Below are 19,703 nucleotides of genomic sequence, written 5' to 3'. Positions count from 1 at the left end.
ATCAAATGAATTTCATTTAAGTTTACCGCAGGCAGAAACAGATGTCAATGCTTTTGGTTACTAAAGCGCTGCAAAATGAAAACGCACACCGTCTAAAACAGTGGTGTGCGTTTCTTGTGTATGCTCATTCTTTCGGTGACGGTTGTTTTTGCCCGGCAGACTGGCGGACTTCTGCAGTGCGCTCCGTCTGCTGCGGCTGAGAATCTGTGCGGGAAATCCACTTGCGGTTGTCCTGCAGGGGAATCGGCGTGTCCACCAGAATGATGTCTTCCCCAATCACCCGAATGTCCGCCCATGGGATGACCCGATCATCCTCCCGCCCAAGCAGACCGAAAAAGCGCAAACGACCGTAAATAATCAGCGACAAAACTGCCGCTGAGACGGTGTCGATTTCAATATCACCCACATTGCCAAGCCGTGTGCCGTCCCGAATATTAATTACTTCCTTTCGGTGCATGTCATAAACTCTGCTGCGCACACAGACCACCCCCTGCTTTATTGTTACGCGCGGGAAACAGATAATATGCGATTTACAGCAAAGTTTACACCGAAAGCACAGTTCCCTTATTTTGCTTTTCGTACAGTCAGGCAATGGCTGCCAATGGCTTCGTAACGCTTTTTTACAAGCTCTTTACTCCATCTGGTCGGCCCAGTTTCGCTGCTGGGGTCCTCCAGCCAATAGGAAGTTTCATCGTACCCCACCAGCACCATACATACCGTATTCTGCGGCCAGTCACAGATACTGCCGTCCGGCAGGCTCCAATGAATGGACGCGGAAGGTTCTGCCATATCTGCGGTAGCCCAAATCAGCACAGGTTCCCCGGCAGAAAGACTCTCCTTGGCAAGCTGCTCCAACTCCGTTCCAGTGGCATCCTGCGCACGCAGCAGCGGCGGCAAAAACTGCGAAAACAACTGCACCAGTGGCGGCGCAAAACAACCTGCACTGCCTTTTTTGTGTGGGTCACCAACAAAGACTTTTTCCGGGTCGGGGCCGGTACAGCTTGTCCCCTGCTTTACAAGCGGTGCTTTTTTTAGGGAGGCAGCCACATTATCTAAACTTGCGGGGATACCCCAGTAGTGCAGAAGCATCAGCGTACTGACCGCCTCGCTTCCGCAGGGCAGCAGGTCTTTTGTACTGCAGAACGGCAGACGCAGCTGCATGGAAACCGGCACTTTATCTGAACTCTGCATTGCAGCAGTTGTTTGCGGCAATGCACTGGCAGAAACCAGTCCTAAAGAGCCGGCCGCCACAGCACCAACCAGCAGCAGACTGATGATTTTTGTTCGCAGATGCGCGGCACGCTCCTTTGGGGTGCATTTACAGCCCCGGCGGCGCGGTTTGCCCTGATTTATCGGTTTTGCGGCGGGCAGGATACTTGCTTCCAGCATGTCCATCAACTCCTGCCTGCTATTTTACTGTTTTGCGCGGGAAAAGCCCCTCATTCCGTGTCGAACCGGTTTTAATTTTTATTTTGCAGATAGGAAAGCAGTGCGGTTTTTTCGTTTTCACACTTTCCGTCCATAACCACATCCAGCAGCAGCTCCAGTGTACTGCCTACTGCACAGCCCTGCAGACCAAGTGCAGTCAAGTCGCCGCCCTTAACTGCAAGCTGCTTTCTGGAAAAGCACGTCTGCTTCTCCAAAAGGCGCCGCAGAATCGCTTCAGACTCATCCAACACCGCAAGCCGCTCTCGCACTGCCTGTGACTGCGCTTTGGTATCTGCCCGCTGTAATTCGAGCAGGAAAAAACAAAATTCTGGACCAAGCTGCCGCAACCGTCTGCCTAAGAGCCGTTCTTCCGGTTTCAAAAACAGCATATGGCGCTTCACACCCTGTGTCACCATCTGACAAATTTCAGAAGAAAAGCGCAGGCGGTGCAGAACCTTTTCCGCGAGAGGTGCTCCCACCTCCGCGTGGCGGTAAAAATGGTCTGTACCATCCGCTTCCGTTGTGCGGCAGTAAGGCTTGCCGATGTCATGCAGCAGCATAGTCAGGCGCGGCAGCAGCTGCGGCGGTGCAGCTTCCACTGCTTTCACGGTGTGCATCCAAACATCGAAGCAGTGATAGGGGCTGTGCTGCGGGCAGCCGTCCTGCCCCGCAAGTTCTGGAATAATCGTGAAAATGACGTCCCGAAATTCGGCAAGCACCCGCCCCACACCTGGCCCGCAGAGCAGCTTGGAAAGCTCTGTGCTGATTCGCTCCGCCGCAATGTTTTTCAGCAGTTTCCGCTGGCGGTGGACCGCTGCCGCCGTTTCCGGCTCAATTTGAAAGTCCAGCACACTGGCAAAGCGCAGCGCGCGCAGGATTCGCAGGCCATCTTCTGCAAAACGCACAGAAGGTTCCCCCACACAGCGAATCAATTTTGCCGCAAGGTCTTGCACACCGCCAAACAAATCGACCGGCGCACCGTTTTCCCACGCCATCGCGTTAATGGTAAAATCCCGGCGGCGCAAGTCTTCCGGCAGACTGCGGGTAAAAGATACGCTGTCCGGACGGCGGTTGTCGCTGTAACTGCCGTCAATACGAAAGGTTGTTACCTCCACCGGATGACCGTCTGAAAGCACAGTTACGGTGCCATGCTGCATACCGGTTCCCAAACAGGTGAACTGTTTCAGTGCCTGCTCAGTCTGCCGCGGCTCACTGGCGGCAGCAATATCCCAGTCATTCGGTGTTCTGCCAAGCAGTACGTCCCGCACACAGCCTCCCACCAGGCATGCCTGCCAACCCGCGTGGTGCAGGCTTTCCAGTATATTCTGCACATATTGCGGTACTTTGAAATTCATGCATTTCCCCCTCGCTTGTTTTTCAGATAGAACTATTATAGGCAGTAATTTTCCGGTGTACAAGGTGCAAAATCAAAAAGCGCCGCTGCTGCACAAAAGCAGCCCGGCGGCGCTGACCTTACGGTTTAAACTCAATGCGGACGCGCTCCGGCAGGCAGTAATAATTGCGAATGTCATAGCTGTAAGGCGCAATAAAAGAATGGAAATAGCAGTAATGCATATTGAATTTACGCTGATCAAACGTTACCACATCCGTTTTCCTCGCTTTTGCCGCAGAAATCTGCTGCAAAATATCCTGATAGGACGCATAGTTGCTCATGACCGGTGCAAAAGTATTTAGAAGCGCGCAGAGTGCCACCGCAGCGGTGCACAGCTGCACCGGCACAGCTTTTGTTAATGTAATTTCTTCTAAAACACACAGCACCAGCAGCAGCGTCATTCCCACCAAAGGAAGAACCGGTCTGCCTGCACCGCCCAGCAAAGCCGGAATAGCCTGTGAAACCCACATAGTAAGGTATAAAACCGGCAGATACCGGTAGTTTTTATCCTGACGAGCCGCCTGCAGAAATACACACAGGATTGCCAGAAAGAACAGTATCCAGTACAGCAGCAAAAGTGTCGCTTTCATTCCGGCCGATGCTCCGCTGTGCTGCAAGCTTGGCAAAGATAAAACCTGCGAAAGCGGCGCCAGCACCGTACCGAAACCGATAAACAGCATTGTAATACGCTGAAAGCGCAGCGGATGTCGGTACAGTAAGTACAGCGCACACAGCCCAATCACCGCAGTGAGTGGCCAGTAATCCGCACTGAACGGTACAAAATAGTGTGCCAGATTTTCATACAGCCGCCGCACCATGCTGCCTGTATGTCCCTGCCCAACCTCTGTCAGCCGATGGTAGGCACCGGGGCAGGTAAAAGTAAAAATCATCACCGCTGTGCTGATTCCGGTCAATACCAACAGGTAACGCGGCTGCTTGCCATCTTTGTGCAGAAAAAGCAGCGCTGCAATGCTGAAAATAAAAAGCGCCACCGCAGTTTGCTCATGCATCAGCCCTGCCAGCGTAAAAAATACAGGGCACGCCCACCGCAGCCGATATATCGGCGGACGATTGCGCAGGGCGTTCCAAAACGGCAGAAAACCGATCAAAAAAAACAGCAGCGTGTACAAATAATTGCAGGAGCCGTCCATCCAAAGGAATGTGTCCGCAAACAAATGCTGTCCCAGCGGTATTAATCCCGGAAAGAACGCACAGACACACGCCAGTGCGCAGTCCCGCTTCAGTCTGCCCTCCTGCGGAGTCAGCCGCCCGGTCACGCAGTAAAACAGCAAAAATGAAATTCCTGTTATGACAAACGGAGTGAGCACCTTCCAGATTGACAAATCCGCAAGCAGTAAAAGCTGTGCAAACAGGTTCGCCATGCGAGAACCCGCTACATTGTAATAATATAAATAATAGTTCCAAATGTTCGGGAGTGTATGGCCCCGGGAAACAAACGTGAAGTCATCTCCCTGCGGAAATGAAAAAGAATAAAGAATAAAGAAACAAAAACAAAAGCAGTGCGGCAAGAAACGGCAAATAAAAAAGATATTTCTTTTTTTGCTGGAGCATACCGGTATCTCCTTTATATACTTCAGATTTTTACATTGTTAATTAGTATAACACATCCACTTTCTGGAAGCAACCAATCTGCACTGTATACCACTGCGCCCTGACGGCAATACTGGAACTGGAAGGGAGCGGTACAATGCAAAACAACAAAGTGGAAATCTGCGGGGTCAACACCTCCAAATTGAAAGTGCTGACCGAAAAAGAAAAAATGGAACTGCTCCGCAAAATGAAAGACGGCGACAAAAACGCGCGCGATGAACTCATCAGCGGCAACCTGCGGCTGGTACTCAGCGTGATACAGCGCTTTACAAACCGCGGCGAAAATCTGGATGATTTGTTTCAGGTCGGCTGCATTGGCCTGATGAAAGCGATTGACCACTTCGACGTGGAGCAGGGTGTAAAATTTTCCACCTACGGGGTACCGATGATTATCGGCGAAATTCGGCGCTATCTGCGTGACAACAACTCCATTCGTGTTTCACGTTCCCTGCGTGATACTGCTTATAAAGCAATGAAAGCGAAAGAGGCCTTTACCAACGAACATGACCGTGAGCCAAGTATGGATGAATTGGCAAAAATTTTGGACATTGACCGCGGCGACGTAGTGATGGCGCTGGAGTCCATTGTGGACCCGGTTTCGCTTTATGAACCGGTGTTTTCAGACGGCGGCGATACGATTTATGTAATGGACCAGGTCGGCGACAACAACGATGACAACAACTGGCTGGATGAAATCGTGCTCAAACAGGCAATCCACGACCTTTCTGACCGGGAAAAGAACATCCTTTCCATGCGTTTCTTTCAGGGAAAGACGCAGATGGAGGTTGCAGGGGAAATCGGCATTAGTCAGGCGCAGGTTTCGCGGCTGGAGAAAGCCGCCCTGCAAAAAATCAAAAAAGACCTGTAAGCATTACTTTCAGTCGCTTTCTGAGAAAGCGACTGGAGGTGCGGGGGCAACGCCCGCCGCGACCTACTCTTGACTTTAGCAGCATGACAAGAGGTCTGGGCTGCAAGCCAGGGCCTTAAAGATTTCCTGAAATCTTCCAAAACAATTATAAGCTTGCACTTTACCGCAGGGAATCCCCTGCGGTTTTTTCTGCCCTATTTTCCGTACAAATTTAGCACAATTTTCGGCTGATGTTCAGCTAACGGTCACTTCCTGCCACTACCATAAAAAGCAGAAATACAGGGAAATGAGCCGCCGGCCTCTGTATTTCAATCATTTAAAATGAATATATATGGAGGAATCATTATGCGGAAACAACTGCTGCAGAAAGGAAGGCCGCTGCAAAAGCCGGAACCATCCTTCTGGATTCTGCTGGGCATCCTTGCCTTCTCGTTTTTCCTGAATTTCTGGAACATCAGCCAGAACGGAACCTGCAACGAGTACTACGCCGCCTGTGTGAAAAGCATGACGCAGAGCTGGCACAACTTTTTCTTTGTCAGTTTCGACCCGGCAGGCATGGTCAGCGTGGACAAACCACCGGTCGGTCTGTGGATGCAGGCGCTCTCCTGTAAAATCTTTGGCTACTCCGGTTGGGCAATGCTGCTGCCGCAAGCACTCTCCGGCACGCTTTCCTGCCTGCTGATCTACCTGCTGACAGCAAAATATTTCAGTAAACCCGCCGGGCTTGCCGCAGCACTGGTTTTTGCCGTAACTCCGGCTGTGGTGCTGGTTTCCCGCAACAGTACCATGGATATGCAGTTGATTTTCTGGCTGCTGCTCGCCGTTTGGTTCCTGATGAAGTCGATTGACACCGATAAGTGGCGCTGGCTCATTGTGTGCGGCGTACTGATTGGCGTTGGCTTCAATGTAAAGATGCTGCAGGCTTATCTCATTGTTCCCGCAGTTGTCGCTACTTACCTGATTTTTGCAAAAGGAAAGGTTTGGAAGCGTTTTGCGGCGGGTTTGCTTGCCGCGGTGGTCATGATTGGCGTTTCCTTTGCGTGGATTGCCGCAGTGGACCTGACCCCCGCCTCCAAGCGGCCTTACGTTGACAGCACAAATGGAAACTCCGCAATGGAACTGGTATTTGGACACAATGGCGTTGAACGTCTGGTTGGTCAGGGCGGCAGCATGGGCGGCAACTTTGGCGGCAAAGGAAACACGGAAATGCTCTCCGGCGAAGCACCAACCGGCACCCCGCCGCAGATGAACGGACAAACCACTTCCGGCAGTGACGCCACTACAAAAGCGACTGATAAATCTTCTGAAAGCACTACTTCTGCGGCTGGCAATACCGTTTCTGTTTCTTCATCTTCTAATATTACTTCTTCCAAAAACACTGCTTCCACCGCCGGAACTTCCTCCGCAAGTACTTCCAATGATATCCGTCGGGGTAAAGACGGAAACTTCGGCAGCATGCAGCAAAATGGCTCTGACGGCAAGCAGGGCGGCGGTGGCGGTATGAATGGCATTGGCACTGCTTCCCCATTCCGTCTGTGGAATGACTCGCTGTACGGTCAGGCGTGCTGGCTGCTGCTGTTCGCGATTGCTTCCTGTGTTCTCTGCCTTCGCAAAAAAGCACTGAAAGAAAAAAATCCCGGTCAGCGCAGCCTGGTATTCTGGGGAATGTGGCTTCTGGTTGCCGGCGGATTCTTCAGCTTTGCAGGTTTCTTCCACGCTTACTACCTGTGCATGCTTGCACCGCCGATTGCCGTTCTTGCCGGCGTTGGATTGGTAGAGCTTTTCCGCTTCTTTGCAAAGCACCGCCAAACGGTAAAAACACTTCCGGAAAACACGGCAATTCCGCTGCCGGAAACAACAAATTCTGAAACTCTGCAGACTTCTTCCGCACAGGCAGACACACCGGCAGAAGTTAAAAAAGCGAAAATCAAATTTAAAAACGTCCGTCCGTGGCTGCTTCTTGCAGCATTCTTCGCAAACATTGCCATTTCTTTTGTCTATGTTTTGAACTACCCCACCGTTTCCGGCTGGCTTGCGCCGCTGATTCTGGTCCCCTGTGCGGCAGGCATCGCGCTTCTGGCAGTTTATCTGCGCTCTTCCAAGCAGGTCATGTTTCGCATTGCAGCTGTACTGCTGGCAGTTTCCCTGCTGGCAGGCTCCGCCTACTGGGCATGGACACCGGTGCAAACCCCGCCGAATGCAACAATTCCAACCGCAGGACCAAACTCCTCTGAAAAAGGTGGCATGGGCGGTCAAATGCCCGGAAACATGCAGGGCGGTTCCGGCAACGGCATGAATGGGCAGGTGCCTAACGCCAACACTGCTTCCGGCAGCACGAATGGTAGCACCAATGGGCAAGCACCCGACAATGGGCAAGCGCCCAACGGCAGCACCGCTTCCGGCAGCACGAATGGTAGCACCAATGGGCAGGCACCCGACAATGGGCAAGCGCCCAACGGCAGCACCGCTTCCGGCAGCACCAATAGGCAACAGGGCGGCTTTGACAGTAGTACTGCTCCCAGCGGTGGCGGCCAGGGCGGTTCCGCGGACAGCGGTCTGGAAACCTATCTGAAAAAGCACTATACCGAGGGCAGTTTTCTGCTGACCTCCTGCCGCGCCAGCAGCGTTGCACAGATGATTATCGACACTGGCTTGCCGTGCTACGCCTATGGCGGTTTCCTTGGCAGCGACAATTCCCTGACGGTTGACAAACTCAAGGAACTGGTTGCGGAAGGAAAAGTCACCTACTTCCTGCTTTCCGAACAGGGCGGCGCCAATTCCAGCAGCGACCTTACTGCCTATGTAGAACAGAACGCAGCCAAAATTGACTCCAGCGAATACAGCAGCAGTTCCACCAGCGGCCATTCCGAAGGGACACTGTATCTGTTTTCTAAATAATTTTGCTTACAAGTTTTAAAGTATACAGGGGCTAACAACAACAGACCGGCTGCAGTGTAAAAACACATTGCAGCCGGTCTGTTGTTTATATCAGTCCAACAAAATAACTCGTAATCTTAACAGTTGCTCACTTCAGCCAGCTTTCTCCAAATCGCGCTTCAGCCGGGCAATAATTCTTTTTTCCAACCTTGAAATATAGGATTGGGATATTCCAAGTGCGTCTGCTACCTGCTTCTGCGTATGCTCTTTTTGGCAGTTCAGCCCAAATCGCATCTCCATAATTTGACGTTCCCGCGGCGGCAGCGCGTACACAGCCGAAAGCAAAACGCGTCGCTCACTTTCCTCCTCTATGCCAATACTGACTGTGTCATTGTCACTGCCCAGCACATCCGCGAGTAGCAATTCGTTGCCGTCCCAGTCCACATTCAAGGGATCGTCGATGGAAATCTCGTTCTTCAGCTGACTCGATTTGCGCAGATACATTAGAATCTCATTTTCGATACAGCGGGAGGCGTAAGTCGCAAGCTTGATCTTTTTTTCCGGCCGAAACGTATTGACGGCCTTAATAAGACCAATGGTACCGATAGAAATGAGATCCTCCGCACCGGCGCCCGGTGACTCAAACTTTTTCGCTATGTATACCACCAGCCGCAGATTGTGTGTAATCAATGGTTCCCTGGCATTTGGCACATCTGCTTCTATGTCTGCATAGATTTTGGCCTCCTCCTCCTTTGACAGCGGCGGCGGCAGAGTTTCGGGGCCGTTGATGTAATGGACCGGTGCGGCAAACAAACGGCGGAGCCATCTTTTCAGTTTCTCCAGCATGCCCATTTCCCTTTCTTCATTGTTTCACAGTTTCTTGTATTTTTCGGTTTCGCCCTCCAGTAATGACGGCGGAACCAAAGCCTGATACTCTCCGCCGGAAAGCTTTTGCTCCGTGCCGGCTATGTAACACTCCGCACGACACATGCCGCCCCCGGGAAAATGCAGCGTACAGGAATCCGCCCGCCACGCCTGCAGCAATCCCTCTCCGCCCACCGAAGTGAAAGGAATGACCCGTGCCGGTGTTTTGGGCGGCGGGGGCAGCGCTTTCTTCTCGGCAACAATGACCGGCAGGCCGGAAAACGGTTCTTTGAGCGAGCTTCCCGTATCTACCCGCGCCTGCAAAGAACACGCCTGCCCACCCAGCACCAGCTGAATTTGACAAACCGTATGCTGTAGAGGCCCGCGCCCCGTGACCCGCTGCAGCAGCCTGAGCACAAAATAGCTCAGCAGTGTCAGCCCAATCAGCAGCAGCGGCGGCACATCAAAGTAGACTACGCTGTTTTTTACAAACAGACCGTTGGGTGCAAGGAAGTACCAAACCGCCACCAGTATCCCCGCAAAGGCAAAACTCAGCAGAAAAAAAGACAGCACCTGCCGCAGAAATGCCCGCAGCCCATGAAAGCCGAACGCTACCAAGGCTACCGGCAGTGAAATGCTCAGCTTCAACAGGAAATCTGCCGCCGGAGGAAGCGGCGGAAGCAGGATAACCAGTGAACCGGCGGCACCAACCAATGCCCCCAAAAGCAGTCTGCGCCGGCGCACGGTAATGTGCAGGAATTTGGTTGCCAGCAGCAGAAGGAAATAATCGATCATCAAATTTACTGCAACCAGCACATCCACGTACACCGTCTGCAAGAAATCACCCCCTTGCTAACAAGTATAGCCAGCCAAAGATTGGTATTTTGTCAAAGACCGTACAGCATACATAAAAAAGCTGCCCAAAAGAATTTTCTTTCAGGCAGCTTTTCGGTCATATTATCTATTCCATTCAGTCATCGTCAAGCGAAGCATCCACGCCGGGCTGAATGGCATCTGTACCGGTTTCTCCGGTGCGAATACGCACGGCCTGACGGATTTCGTAACTGATAATTTTGCCGTCGCCGACGTTCCCCGTCCGCGCAGCCTCCTCAATGGCAGCTATCGTTTTTTTCTCCCATTCCTCAGTAGAAACAATAATTTCAAATTTGATTTTCGGCAGCATATTGATGCTGACCTTACTGCCGCGCACGCGTTCAGTATAGCCCATTTGTGTACCGCATCCCATGACCTGTGAAACCGTAAGTCCGCGGACTTCGATTTTCTGCAAAGCCTCTTTGACATCCTCCAGCTTTTCTTCCCGCACGATTGCTTCGATTTTTATCATACTGCGCCCTCCTTCAGTCATCCAGTCCGTTAAAGGACGGATATGCACGCTCTCCGTGCTGAGAAAGATCCAAACCGACCTGCTCGTCGCGGCTGGTCACACGAAGCGGTGTAATCAGCTTGACAACGGCCGCACAAATCAGCGTACCGACTACTGCAACGGCAATCGTAATTACAATGCTCAGCAGTTGTGCCGTAAACAGGCGGGTATCCCCAAAAACCAGGCCGTTCCATTTTGCAGTGGAATTGATATCCGTGCGAGCGAAAAGTCCGGTCGCAATCCCGCCCCAAATACCACCGATGCCGTGACAGCCAAAGGCATCCAATGCATCGTCGTAGCCGAATTTCTTTTTCACGGTCGAAACGGTGAAGTAACAAATCGGGCTTACCACCAGACCAATGATTAAGGCAGCCCACACCGGCACAAAACCCGCGCCGGGCGTGATAGCGACCAAACCAACCACCAATCCTGTGCTGGCGCCGACCAAAGTCGGCATTTTGTTCATAATCACATCAATCAGCATCCAGGAAACCATAGCTGCCGCCGCAGAAAGTGCCGTGGTTGTAAAAGAATGTGCCGCAAGACCATTGGCACCCAGCGCACTGCCGGCATTGAAGCCAAACCAGCCGAACCACAGCAGCGCCGCGCCAAGCGCAACAAACGGAATGTTGTGTACCCGGTAATTAACGTGCTCATAACCATTACGTTTGCCAAGCAGCAGGCACAATACCAATCCTGTGACACCGGAAGAAATGTGCACCACATTGCCGCCTGCGAAATCGACTGAACCAATCTTAGCAAGGAAGCCGCCCTGACCCCAGACCATATGTGCAATCGGATAGTACACAACGAATGTCCACAGAATTACAAAGAGGAACAGTGCCTTAAACCGCATACGGCCTGCAACCGCGCCTGTAATCAGGGCCGGTGTAATCACCGCAAACATCATCTGGAACACAGCAAATGCCATGTGCGGGATTGTTTTGCTGTACGGGCCGGCATCCATACCAACTCCTTGGAACATCGCCCACTCAAAGCCGCCGATCACGCCGCCGTGGTCGCCCCCAAACGCCAGTGAATAGCCAACAACAATCCACAAAACAATGGCAACCCCCATAATGAAAAAAGAAGCCATCATGTTGTTGACCACATTTTTCCGCCGCCCAAGGCCGCCGTAAAAGAACGCCAGCCCGGGTGTCATCAGCAGCACAAGTGCAGCTGAAACCAAAACAAAAGCAGTATCTCCGGAACTCATTCGCAATCCCTCCTGATTCTGAATAGCAAAAGGCGCCGCTGGGAAAACCCAGCGGCGCCTTTGCCTTATGATGCAAATTATTATACTGCACGTTGCTTTATTTTGCAAGTCTTTTCACAAAAATTTCTTTTCTTTCAAAAGCGCATTTCTCATAAAATGAAACAAATTCAATAAGCATGAATTTTCCGGGCATTGCCTGCACTTTTTCGCTGTATGAGCATCTGCTTTCACTTTTACAAATCACATTTGTGAATTATAAAAATATTTTCTTGCATAGTTTGTTCGCTGTTCAAGCATTTTCAGTATTTTGCGGCTCATACTCCGCAAGGTCTTTTACTACTTCAGCAGCCAGCAGCAAACCGGCTGCTGCCGGAACAAAAGCGTTGCTGCCGGGGATTGCGCGGCGCTGTGTGCATTTTCTGGCGGTACCGGGCGGGCAAATGCAGTGTGCACGGCAGCTGATTGCCATATCCTCCACCGGTGTCATTGCCGGTTCTTTGGAGTACACAACTTTTAAGTGCGCGATTCCCCGTTTTCGCAATTCCTGCCGCATGACACGTGCCAGCGGGCAAACAGAAGTTTTGTAAATATCTGCAATTTCAAACGCGGACGGGTCCATTTTGTTTCCCGCACCCATACAGCTGATAATCGGCACACCACAGGCAGCAGCCTGCTCCACCAGCGCCAACTTGCCGGTCACGGTATCAATCGCGTCCACCACATAGTCATACTGCGTAAAATCGAAATTTTCAGCAGTTTCAGGTGTGTAAAACATCTTGTACACATTGACCTTTGCGTCCGGCACAATGGAATGGATACGCTCTTCTGCAATATCCACTTTATACTTTCCAACGGTGGCACGGGTCGCCAAAATCTGCCGGTTCAGGTTCGTTAAGCAAATGCGGTCATCGTCAATTAAATCAAGTGTACCGATGCCGCTGCGCGCCAGTGCTTCCACTGTGTAGCCACCCACGCCGCCGATTCCGAAAACCGCCACACGCGACTCAAAAAGCCGCTGCATCCCCTCTGCGCCAAGCAGAAGCTGTGTGCGGGAAAACTGGTTCAGCATCTACAGCACACCCCTTCCGCCGTTTGTTTTTTTAATATGCTTTTTCTCATGGTACTGCCCCCCGCAATGCTGCAAATACAAAAGTATTCCTATCATAATGATTTAGTATATTTATTATAACACTGCATTTTGAGCTGTCAATAAAAAGGGCTGCACACAGTGCAAAAGCACAAATGTACAGCCCTAAAATTAAATTGTTTTCGACGCACACAAAAGAAAGCCGCCTTGCGGCGCCGGAGAACCCCTTACTAGGGTTCTCCACGTCAAGCACTCCACTGAAGTGTTTGGCGCCTCCCTTGAGTCCTTTTACCGAATACGAATGACAAGGGATAAGGTCGTGGGCCTTGCCCACACCTACCGCCCTTGAAAGGGCGGACGGAACTTTTCGTGTAAGGACACCACTTACACCTCTGCCTGTTTTGTTACCGCTTCCCGGCGGTACTGCGACATATACAGGTGATAGTACAAACCCTGCTTTTCCATCAGTTCGTCATGTGTGCCGCTTTCCAAAATCTGACCGTCCGCAACATACATGATGCGGGAACAGTCCCGAATCGTGGAAAGCCGGTGCGCAATGATAAAGCTCGTGCGATCTTTCAGCAGCAGGTTGATTCCCTGCTGCACCAGCTGTTCCGTGGAGGTGTCAATCGAAGAAGTTGCCTCATCCAGCACCAGAATTCGCGGGTCAGAAAGCAGCGTGCGCGCAAAGGCAAGCAGCTGCTTCTGTCCCTGGGAAAGTCCGCCGCCGCGCTCTTTCACGATTGTGTTGTAACCATCCGGCAGGTTCCGGATAAATTCATCCGCGTGCAGCATCTTTGCGGCCTGCTCCACTTCTTCGTCGGTTGCGTCCAGCCTGCCGTAGCGGATATTGTCGGCAATCGTGCCGGAAAAGACGAAGCTGTCCTGCAGCATGATGCCCATTTGGCTGCGCAGAGAATGGATGGTAACGTCCATAACGCTGTGGCCGTCAATGCAGACTGCACCGTTTTCAATGTTGTAAAAACGGGAAATCAAATTAACAATAGTTGTTTTACCCGCGCCGGTGGGGCCGACAATGGCAATACTTTCACCCGGTTTTGCCGCAAAGGAAACGTGCTTGAGAATCATTTGCCCCGGCTCATAACCAAAGCTGACGTCCTTAAATTCCACACTGCCCTGAATCGGCGGCAATTTCTCAGCATCTGGTTTGTCTTCTATAATTGCCGGTTCATTCATGGTTTCAAAAATACGTTCCAAGTAGGAAACCGCATTGATAAAGTCATTGTAAATGTTCGCAAGGTTCACGATTGGCTGCCAGAAGCGGCTGGCGTAGGTGCCCATTGCCAGCAGCACACCAAAGGAAACCATAGGGTTGAACCAATAGGCACCCGCTATGTACACCAGCGAAAAAACAATTTGAGAAACCGTTTCTGTGGTGAACCAAACCGTATTGGAAACGTAAATGGCACCCATCCAGCTTTTTTTGCGCTTATCCAGCAGGCGGTCCAAAATTTTGTCGTTTTCCTCCTCGCGGTCAAAAGATTCAATGACGCGCGCGCCCTCAATGGATTCCTGCACAAAGGCGTTTACATTGGAATTTTTGTTGTTCACACTCTGCCAAGCCCTGCGCTGTTTCGGTTTAATCAGCAGAATAAACACGATTACTACCGGCAGACCTGCAACGGTAATCGCCGCCAGCGGCGGGCTGACCTGAAACATGAAAAAGATGATGAAAATAATGTTGATAATTTCAATAATGAAGTTCAAAATGCCGTTGGAAAGTGCATTGGAAACAGAATTGACGTAGTGTACCACACGCACCAGAATCTTGCCGTGCGGCCGGTTGTCATAGTACGAAAATGGCAGCACCTGCAGGTGGTCAAAAAGATCTTTGCGGATGTCATGTACAATGTTCTGCCCTACCTGTGCCACCAGAATGGTACGAATAGCATTAAAGCCGATATTGATAAGAATTGTACCGGCAAGCAGGCAAGAAAGCTGAATGAGCAGCTGCACATTTTTTTGTGGAATGGCAACATCCATGGCGCGCTGCACCAGCATTGGGCCGGTCAAGCCCACAATGCTGCCCACCGCACTGAGCAGCAGGGAAAAAATCATCTTCCATTTGTAGCGCCCAACGTATACAAATACGTTTTTCAGGTTCGCCATGTTAAATGGGGTTTCCAGTTCTTCGTCTACATCATAACGGTTACGCGCCAAGTGTTTCACCCTCTTTCACGCTGTTTTGCAGTGCCCAGATTTTGTAATAGAAACCGCGGTTTTTCAGCAGTTCCTCATGGGTACCGTGTTCAATGATTCTGCCGTTGTCCATAATTAAAATCTGGTCGGCGTCCTGCACAGAGGAAACGCGCTGCGCAATGACCACTTTCGTGCAGGGAAAGTCCAGACTGCGAAGCTGCCCCTGTATGTACTGCTCCGTTTCCATATCCACCGCAGAGGTGGTGTCATCCAAGATCAGCACTGAGGGGCGCATGGCAAGCGCACGCGCCAGCGAAATACGCTGTTTCTGTCCGCCGGAAAGACCGACGCCGCGCTCGCCGATGAGCGTGTCGTAGCTATCCGAAAGCTTGCGGATAAAGCCGTCCGCGTCCGCGGCTTTGGCACATTCGATAACACCCTCCTGCGAAAGCTCCGCGTTTCCGTAAGCAATGTTTCCCTCTACTGTGTCTGAAAACAGAAACACATCCTGCATAGCGATTGCCATGCTGCGCCGCAGGTAGGAAAGCTGATACTGCTGCAGCGGTTTGCCGTCCAGCAGCACTGCACCCTTTGTCGGCTCGTAGGCACGCATCATCAGGTTGACAAGGCTTGTTTTACCGGAACCGGTCGTACCCATAATGCCCAGTGTCTGCCCCGGCTGCACATGAAAGTTCAAGTCTGTCACTGCATCTTTGCCGTCAACATTAAATGTCACATCACGAAATTCCACGTCACCTTTGGCACGCTCTTTCGGAGCGGTGGAATTGCTGTGGTTCACGATACTCGGTACAGCGTAGAAAACTTCCATGACCATATCACAGGAAGCAAAGAAGCGCTGAATATCATTGATTAGCATGCCAAGATTTCTCAGTGGATTTGCAAGCGCCCAAGTCAGAGAGGAAAACGCCAGCATCTCGCCTGCCGTCAGTGTCCCCTGAATCATGAAAATGCCACCGACCAGTAATGTGGTAACGGTCAGTGACTGAGAAAGCAAGTCAATAAACGGCTGAAACTTCACGCCAACATAGGTTGTTTTCAGGTTTGATTTGCGGAATTCTTCATTGCGCTCCTCAAACTTCTGCTTTTCGAATTCTTCCCGTGCAAATGCCTTAACCACACGGTTACCCTCAATGTTTTCCTGTGCAACGGTGTTCAGCCGAGAAAGCTTTTCACGCAGGCGCACATACATGGGGTGCACGATTTTGGAAAAAGCCATGGTAATCAGCAGAATAAACGGCGTGATTGCAGCCAGGCAAAGCGTGAGCTGCACATTGACCGTGCAGAAATAAATGATCGTTACCGCGAATATTACGATAGAATCCACTACACTGTAAGAAATCCACGCGGTAGAGTGGCGAATCATGTCCAGGTCGTTCGTCATGCGGGTCATTAAGTCACCCGTGCGCATCCGCCCGAAAAAGCGGTAGTCTTCATTCTGGATTACATCATACAAACGTGTGCGCACATCGTCCAGCATCTGCTGACTGTTCTTTTCCAACAGAACAACCATCAGGTAGCGTAAAGACAGGCGAATGAGCTGCACCGCCAGCATCAGCCCTAAAAGCGGCAGCAGCAGCTTGGTATTCTGCGGTGTGATGACCTCATCAATGAGTTTCTGCGAAAGCATGGGATTGATAATCAGCATTGCCGATGTTATTGCCGACAAACACAGACCGATTACCAAATATCGTCGCTTCGGTCCCATGTACTTCCAAAGCCATTTCAGCTCCAGCATTCTTTTTCCTCCTCGTTTACGGCGTAAAATCTGCCTTTTTTTCAAAACCACTGTATTATAAGAGGTTTCGAAAGGGATTACAACCCTTATTGCAAAAAAGATTTTACTTTTTTTAAAATCTCACTTTTCTATACTGCTGTAACTGATTTTTTGTGAAATCAATTTGACTTATCCTTATGAAATCGGTTTCTAATCTTAGAAAAAATTCAGCAGAGAAAGTAATTTCATTTTCTCTGCTGAATTTTCTTATTGATTCACTTTGTCAGAAGTCCACTTTTCAAGCTCCGCATACAGCTGTGCCGGCACGATCGGCTTTGCTAGGTGCGCATTCATGCCAGCTTTCAGGGACTCCCGCACATCCTCATCAAAAGCGTTGGCGCTCATGGCGATAATCGGTACTGTCTTGGCATCCTCGCGGTTCAATTTGCGGATGGCCTGCGCCGCTTCCAGCCCATTCATCATCGGCATCCGGATATCCATTAAAATAGCATCATAATAATACTGCTCTGAATCCTGAAACATCTGCACCGCAAGCTTGCCGTTTTCTGCATGTTCAGTCAGAACACCCTGTTTTTGCAGCAGTTTGCAGGCAATCTCCGTATTCAGCGGATGATCCTCCGCAAGCAGTACCCGCACCCCTGCCAGTAAATGACTGTCCGCTGCGGGTATTGAAGCCGATACTTTCTTTTCCGGCATCTGTACTTCCCGTAAAGTCAGTTCTACCGTAAACTCGCTGCCTTCGCCAAGTTCACTGTTCACAGAAATTGTGCCATGCATCATATCCACCAAGTTTTTAACAATCGCCAGCCCCAAACCGGTGCCTGTTTGTTCCGGCAGGCGTTTGTTGTGCTCCTGCTCGAACGGCGCAAAAATCCGGTGCATAAACGCCTCGCTCATTCCAATGCCGTAATCCCGCACCGAAAAACGCACATGGACCTGTTTTCCCTCTTGCTTGCAGGCTTCATAAGTAAACCGAATACGGCCACTGCTGCGTGAAAACTTTATCGCGTTAGACAGCAGATTGATTAAGATCTGCTGCATATGAATGCGGTCAAAATACAGGCATTCAATTTTCGGTCCTTTTTCTTCAACAATGAAATTAAGATTTTTTTCATCCATAGCAGGGCGCACAATCGTGCAGACAGCCTGCCAAAACTCCTCCCAATTCACCGGCTCCGGATGCAGCTCCACCTTTTTGTTTTCGATTCGTGACATATCCAAAATATCATTAATAAGGCTGAGTAAGTATACGCTGGAAGATTTAATTTTTTCAAAGTAACTTTTCGCCGCAGTTTCTTTGCACTCTTCCTCCCCTAAATGCGCAAGCCCCACGATTGCGTTCATAGGCGTGCGCAGATCATGGCTCATTCTGGCCAAAAAATCGCTTTTGGCACGGCTGGCAGATTCCAGCTGCTTGTTTTTCTTTTTAGCAGCCGCGTTGAAAACCACTAGAAACACCAATAGAAAAGCAGTAACCAGAACAGCCACACAGACAACAACAAACGTCTGTGGATTCTGATAAAAATAATCAATCGTTGAAATCTTTTGCGGCTGATATTGAATTGCAAAAAGGCTGCTGATCTGTGACACAGGCATACAGCCTATCGCTTTATTGAAAATTGAAACCAAAATGGAATCACTCTTTTTGGAGATACCAATTGCATACTCCTGTGTTTTGCTGTCATCTGCCGTAAACAGCAGCTTGCTGCTGTATTTGGTCTGTACAGCAAAGTAGTCTCCCTCCATCCTGCTGCAGCTGGCCGCATCCGCCTGTCCATTCAAGACCATATTAATGGCCTGCTCCAGAGTATCACAGTACAAAATCTGTTTTTGAGTGTTCTTACTGCCGTCATATGCCTGATAAGAACCTTTGACTACCGCAAGAGTATTCCGGTTCGTGCTGCCGTTTTTCGTAATTTGATAATTCCACATGGAAAGGAAACTCTGTGACAGCCACATTCCGTTTGCCTGTGCCCAATCTGCATCCCGCTCAACCGGAAGCACTGCATTTGCCGAACCGGCACTCAAGCTGTCATAGGCGGCGGTGAGTCCTGTGGTTTTGAGCAGCTTAATCTGCAGCCCGGTTTTCTGCTGCAAACGTTCTGCAAAGGTCTGAATACTTTTCCACTCATCGTCATGCTGAAACTCTCCGTTGACTGCAATAACACATTTCGAAGATGCAGCAATAAACTGGGCTTCCTCCTTGGTGTAAGCCGGCATTACATTTTCACCGGCAGAAAGATACTGAGCATCCAGGCCCTCCCAAAAATGCGGTGTGTTCATTTTCATCTGCTGCAAAGCGTAGTTGATACTGTCCATCAGGCGGGTGTTTCCCTTTTTGGCTGCCGCGTAAATGTCACCACACGGCATCTGTGCAATCACTTTGCAGTTGGAAAGGGAGCGGTTGGAGCTGGTCAGCAGCGCATTAATTTCTCCTTTGTTCAGTGCCTCCTGCATCTGGGCAAAATCCGTGTAATCTTTTTTCAGCTTCACCCTGCAATTATGCTGCTGCAAATACTGCAGCAGTTTTTCGTTGTCCTGACAGTCGCCAATGGTTCCAACCGTTATACCATTGATACTGTCAAAGTCGTTGTAACAGTAGCTGGAACCCGGCTGTGCCAGCAAAACGGGGGTGTTTTGAGCAAATGACTCTGTCGAAAACATATAAGCATTTTGGTTTTCCGCAGTCTTCTGTACAGGAACAAACAAGTCAATCGTTCCCTCATTCAGCAATTTCAAACCTTCACTTTGTGAAGTCTTTACAAACTCAAACTCCTGCCCTGTGTATGTGGAAATTTCCCGAAAAATATCATATGCAAGACCTGAGCAATTTTCTTTTCTGTCTTTTTTAAAAAAGCCGTTCAGTTCGATACAGCCCACCTTAACCTTCTGCCTGCCGATATTGGAAGCACCGCTTTCCGCATACAACGGCATCCGCATACACGTGAATGCCAAAAAAGCGGCGAGTACTGCTGCTGTTAATCTATATTTCGTAACCAACATCCCCTGTTTCTTTCCCATTTCATGAACACATTATTTTGTTTATTATAACATAAACG

14 protein-coding genes are annotated in these 19,703 nt (G+C 50.3%); 2 read left to right on the top strand and 12 right to left on the bottom strand.

Annotated features, from left to right (window positions below; translation table 11 throughout):
* Window positions 1-124 precede the first annotated feature (124 nt).
* The 4 genes from H6X83_RS03900 to H6X83_RS03885 all read right to left on the bottom strand — a co-directional run bounded on the left by H6X83_RS03900 (window position 125) and on the right by H6X83_RS03885 (window position 4,350).
* Window positions 125-478: a YlmC/YmxH family sporulation protein gene (locus H6X83_RS03900; protein WP_212507853.1), complete on the bottom strand. Its 354-nt coding sequence runs from the start codon at window positions 476-478 to the stop codon at window positions 125-127.
* Window positions 479-564: 86 nt separating this feature from the next.
* On the bottom strand, window positions 565-1,389 hold the full coding sequence (locus H6X83_RS03895) for a C39 family peptidase (RefSeq protein ID WP_212507852.1): 825 nt from the start codon (window positions 1,387-1,389) through the stop codon (window positions 565-567).
* 71 nt (window positions 1,390-1,460) lie between these two features.
* Window positions 1,461-2,783, bottom strand: coding sequence for a CCA tRNA nucleotidyltransferase (locus tag H6X83_RS03890; RefSeq protein WP_212507851.1), 1,323 nt, complete (start codon window positions 2,781-2,783; stop codon window positions 1,461-1,463).
* A gap of 118 nt (window positions 2,784-2,901) precedes the next feature.
* Complete coding sequence (locus H6X83_RS03885; protein WP_246419493.1) at window positions 2,902-4,350, bottom strand: DUF6056 family protein; 1,449 nt, start codon at window positions 4,348-4,350, stop codon at window positions 2,902-2,904.
* Window positions 4,351-4,529: 179 nt separating this feature from the next.
* Between H6X83_RS03885 and sigG the strand changes: the two genes are divergently transcribed.
* Together sigG and H6X83_RS03875 are read left to right on the top strand one after the other, a co-directional pair.
* On the top strand, window positions 4,530-5,300 hold the full coding sequence (gene sigG, locus H6X83_RS03880) for an RNA polymerase sporulation sigma factor SigG (protein WP_212507849.1): 771 nt from the start codon (window positions 4,530-4,532) through the stop codon (window positions 5,298-5,300).
* Between the two features lie 345 nt (window positions 5,301-5,645).
* Window positions 5,646-8,198, top strand: coding sequence for an ArnT family glycosyltransferase (locus tag H6X83_RS03875; protein ID WP_212507848.1), 2,553 nt, complete (start codon window positions 5,646-5,648; stop codon window positions 8,196-8,198).
* Window positions 8,199-8,330: 132 nt separating this feature from the next.
* Here H6X83_RS03875 and sigE read toward each other — a convergent pair whose 3' ends face one another.
* The 8 genes from sigE to H6X83_RS03835 all read right to left on the bottom strand — a co-directional run bounded on the left by sigE (window position 8,331) and on the right by H6X83_RS03835 (window position 19,665).
* On the bottom strand, window positions 8,331-9,029 hold the full coding sequence (gene sigE, locus H6X83_RS03870; RefSeq protein WP_212507847.1) for an RNA polymerase sporulation sigma factor SigE: 699 nt from the start codon (window positions 9,027-9,029) through the stop codon (window positions 8,331-8,333).
* 18 nt (window positions 9,030-9,047) lie between these two features.
* Complete coding sequence (locus tag H6X83_RS03865; RefSeq protein ID WP_246419603.1) at window positions 9,048-9,869, bottom strand: sigma-E processing peptidase SpoIIGA; 822 nt, start codon at window positions 9,867-9,869, stop codon at window positions 9,048-9,050.
* Between the two features lie 142 nt (window positions 9,870-10,011).
* Window positions 10,012-10,386, bottom strand: a complete 375-nt coding sequence (locus H6X83_RS03860; protein WP_212507845.1) for a P-II family nitrogen regulator — start codon at window positions 10,384-10,386, stop codon at window positions 10,012-10,014.
* Between the two features lie 13 nt (window positions 10,387-10,399).
* Window positions 10,400-11,647: an ammonium transporter gene (locus tag H6X83_RS03855; protein ID WP_425489200.1), complete on the bottom strand. Its 1,248-nt coding sequence runs from the start codon at window positions 11,645-11,647 to the stop codon at window positions 10,400-10,402.
* A 283-nt stretch (window positions 11,648-11,930) separates the two neighbouring features.
* Window positions 11,931-12,710 carry a tRNA threonylcarbamoyladenosine dehydratase gene (locus tag H6X83_RS03850; protein ID WP_212507843.1) on the bottom strand — a complete coding sequence of 260 codons (780 nt, stop codon included), beginning with the start codon at window positions 12,708-12,710 and terminating at the stop codon, window positions 11,931-11,933.
* A gap of 402 nt (window positions 12,711-13,112) precedes the next feature.
* Window positions 13,113-14,909, bottom strand: a complete 1,797-nt coding sequence (locus H6X83_RS03845) for an ABC transporter ATP-binding protein (protein ID WP_212507842.1) — start codon at window positions 14,907-14,909, stop codon at window positions 13,113-13,115.
* Window positions 14,899-16,644, bottom strand: a complete 1,746-nt coding sequence (locus H6X83_RS03840; protein ID WP_212507841.1) for an ABC transporter ATP-binding protein — start codon at window positions 16,642-16,644, stop codon at window positions 14,899-14,901. Before H6X83_RS03840 ends, H6X83_RS03845 begins: the two co-directional genes overlap by 11 nt.
* Before the next feature lie 246 nt (window positions 16,645-16,890).
* The gene (locus H6X83_RS03835; protein ID WP_212507840.1) at window positions 16,891-19,665 is read right to left on the bottom strand and encodes an ATP-binding protein; all 2,775 of its coding nucleotides are present in this window, start codon (window positions 19,663-19,665) and stop codon (window positions 16,891-16,893) included.
* Window positions 19,666-19,703 lie beyond the last annotated feature (38 nt).

The sequence above is a fragment of the Caproicibacterium amylolyticum genome (assembly GCF_014467055.1).
Classification (GTDB): Bacteria; Bacillota; Clostridia; order Oscillospirales; family Acutalibacteraceae; genus Caproicibacterium; species Caproicibacterium amylolyticum.
The sequence above is the reverse complement of the archived record's forward strand: the minus strand, read 5'-3'. Positions and strand labels throughout refer to the sequence as shown.

Coding starts and splice junctions, on each gene's coding strand:
- H6X83_RS03895 (WP_212507852.1), bottom strand. CDS start 1,389: ATGCTGGAAGCAAGTATCCTGCCCGCCGCAAAACCGATAAATCAGGGC.
- H6X83_RS03890 (WP_212507851.1), bottom strand. CDS start 2,783: ATGAATTTCAAAGTACCGCAATATGTGCAGAATATACTGGAAAGCCTG.
- sigG (WP_212507849.1), top strand. CDS start 4,530: ATGCAAAACAACAAAGTGGAAATCTGCGGGGTCAACACCTCCAAATTG.
- H6X83_RS03875 (WP_212507848.1), top strand. CDS start 5,646: ATGCGGAAACAACTGCTGCAGAAAGGAAGGCCGCTGCAAAAGCCGGAA.
- sigE (WP_212507847.1), bottom strand. CDS start 9,029: ATGGGCATGCTGGAGAAACTGAAAAGATGGCTCCGCCGTTTGTTTGCC.
- H6X83_RS03860 (WP_212507845.1), bottom strand. CDS start 10,386: ATGATAAAAATCGAAGCAATCGTGCGGGAAGAAAAGCTGGAGGATGTC.
- H6X83_RS03850 (WP_212507843.1), bottom strand. CDS start 12,710: ATGCTGAACCAGTTTTCCCGCACACAGCTTCTGCTTGGCGCAGAGGGG.
- H6X83_RS03840 (WP_212507841.1), bottom strand. CDS start 16,644: ATGCTGGAGCTGAAATGGCTTTGGAAGTACATGGGACCGAAGCGACGA.
- H6X83_RS03835 (WP_212507840.1), bottom strand. CDS start 19,665: ATGGGAAAGAAACAGGGGATGTTGGTTACGAAATATAGATTAACAGCA.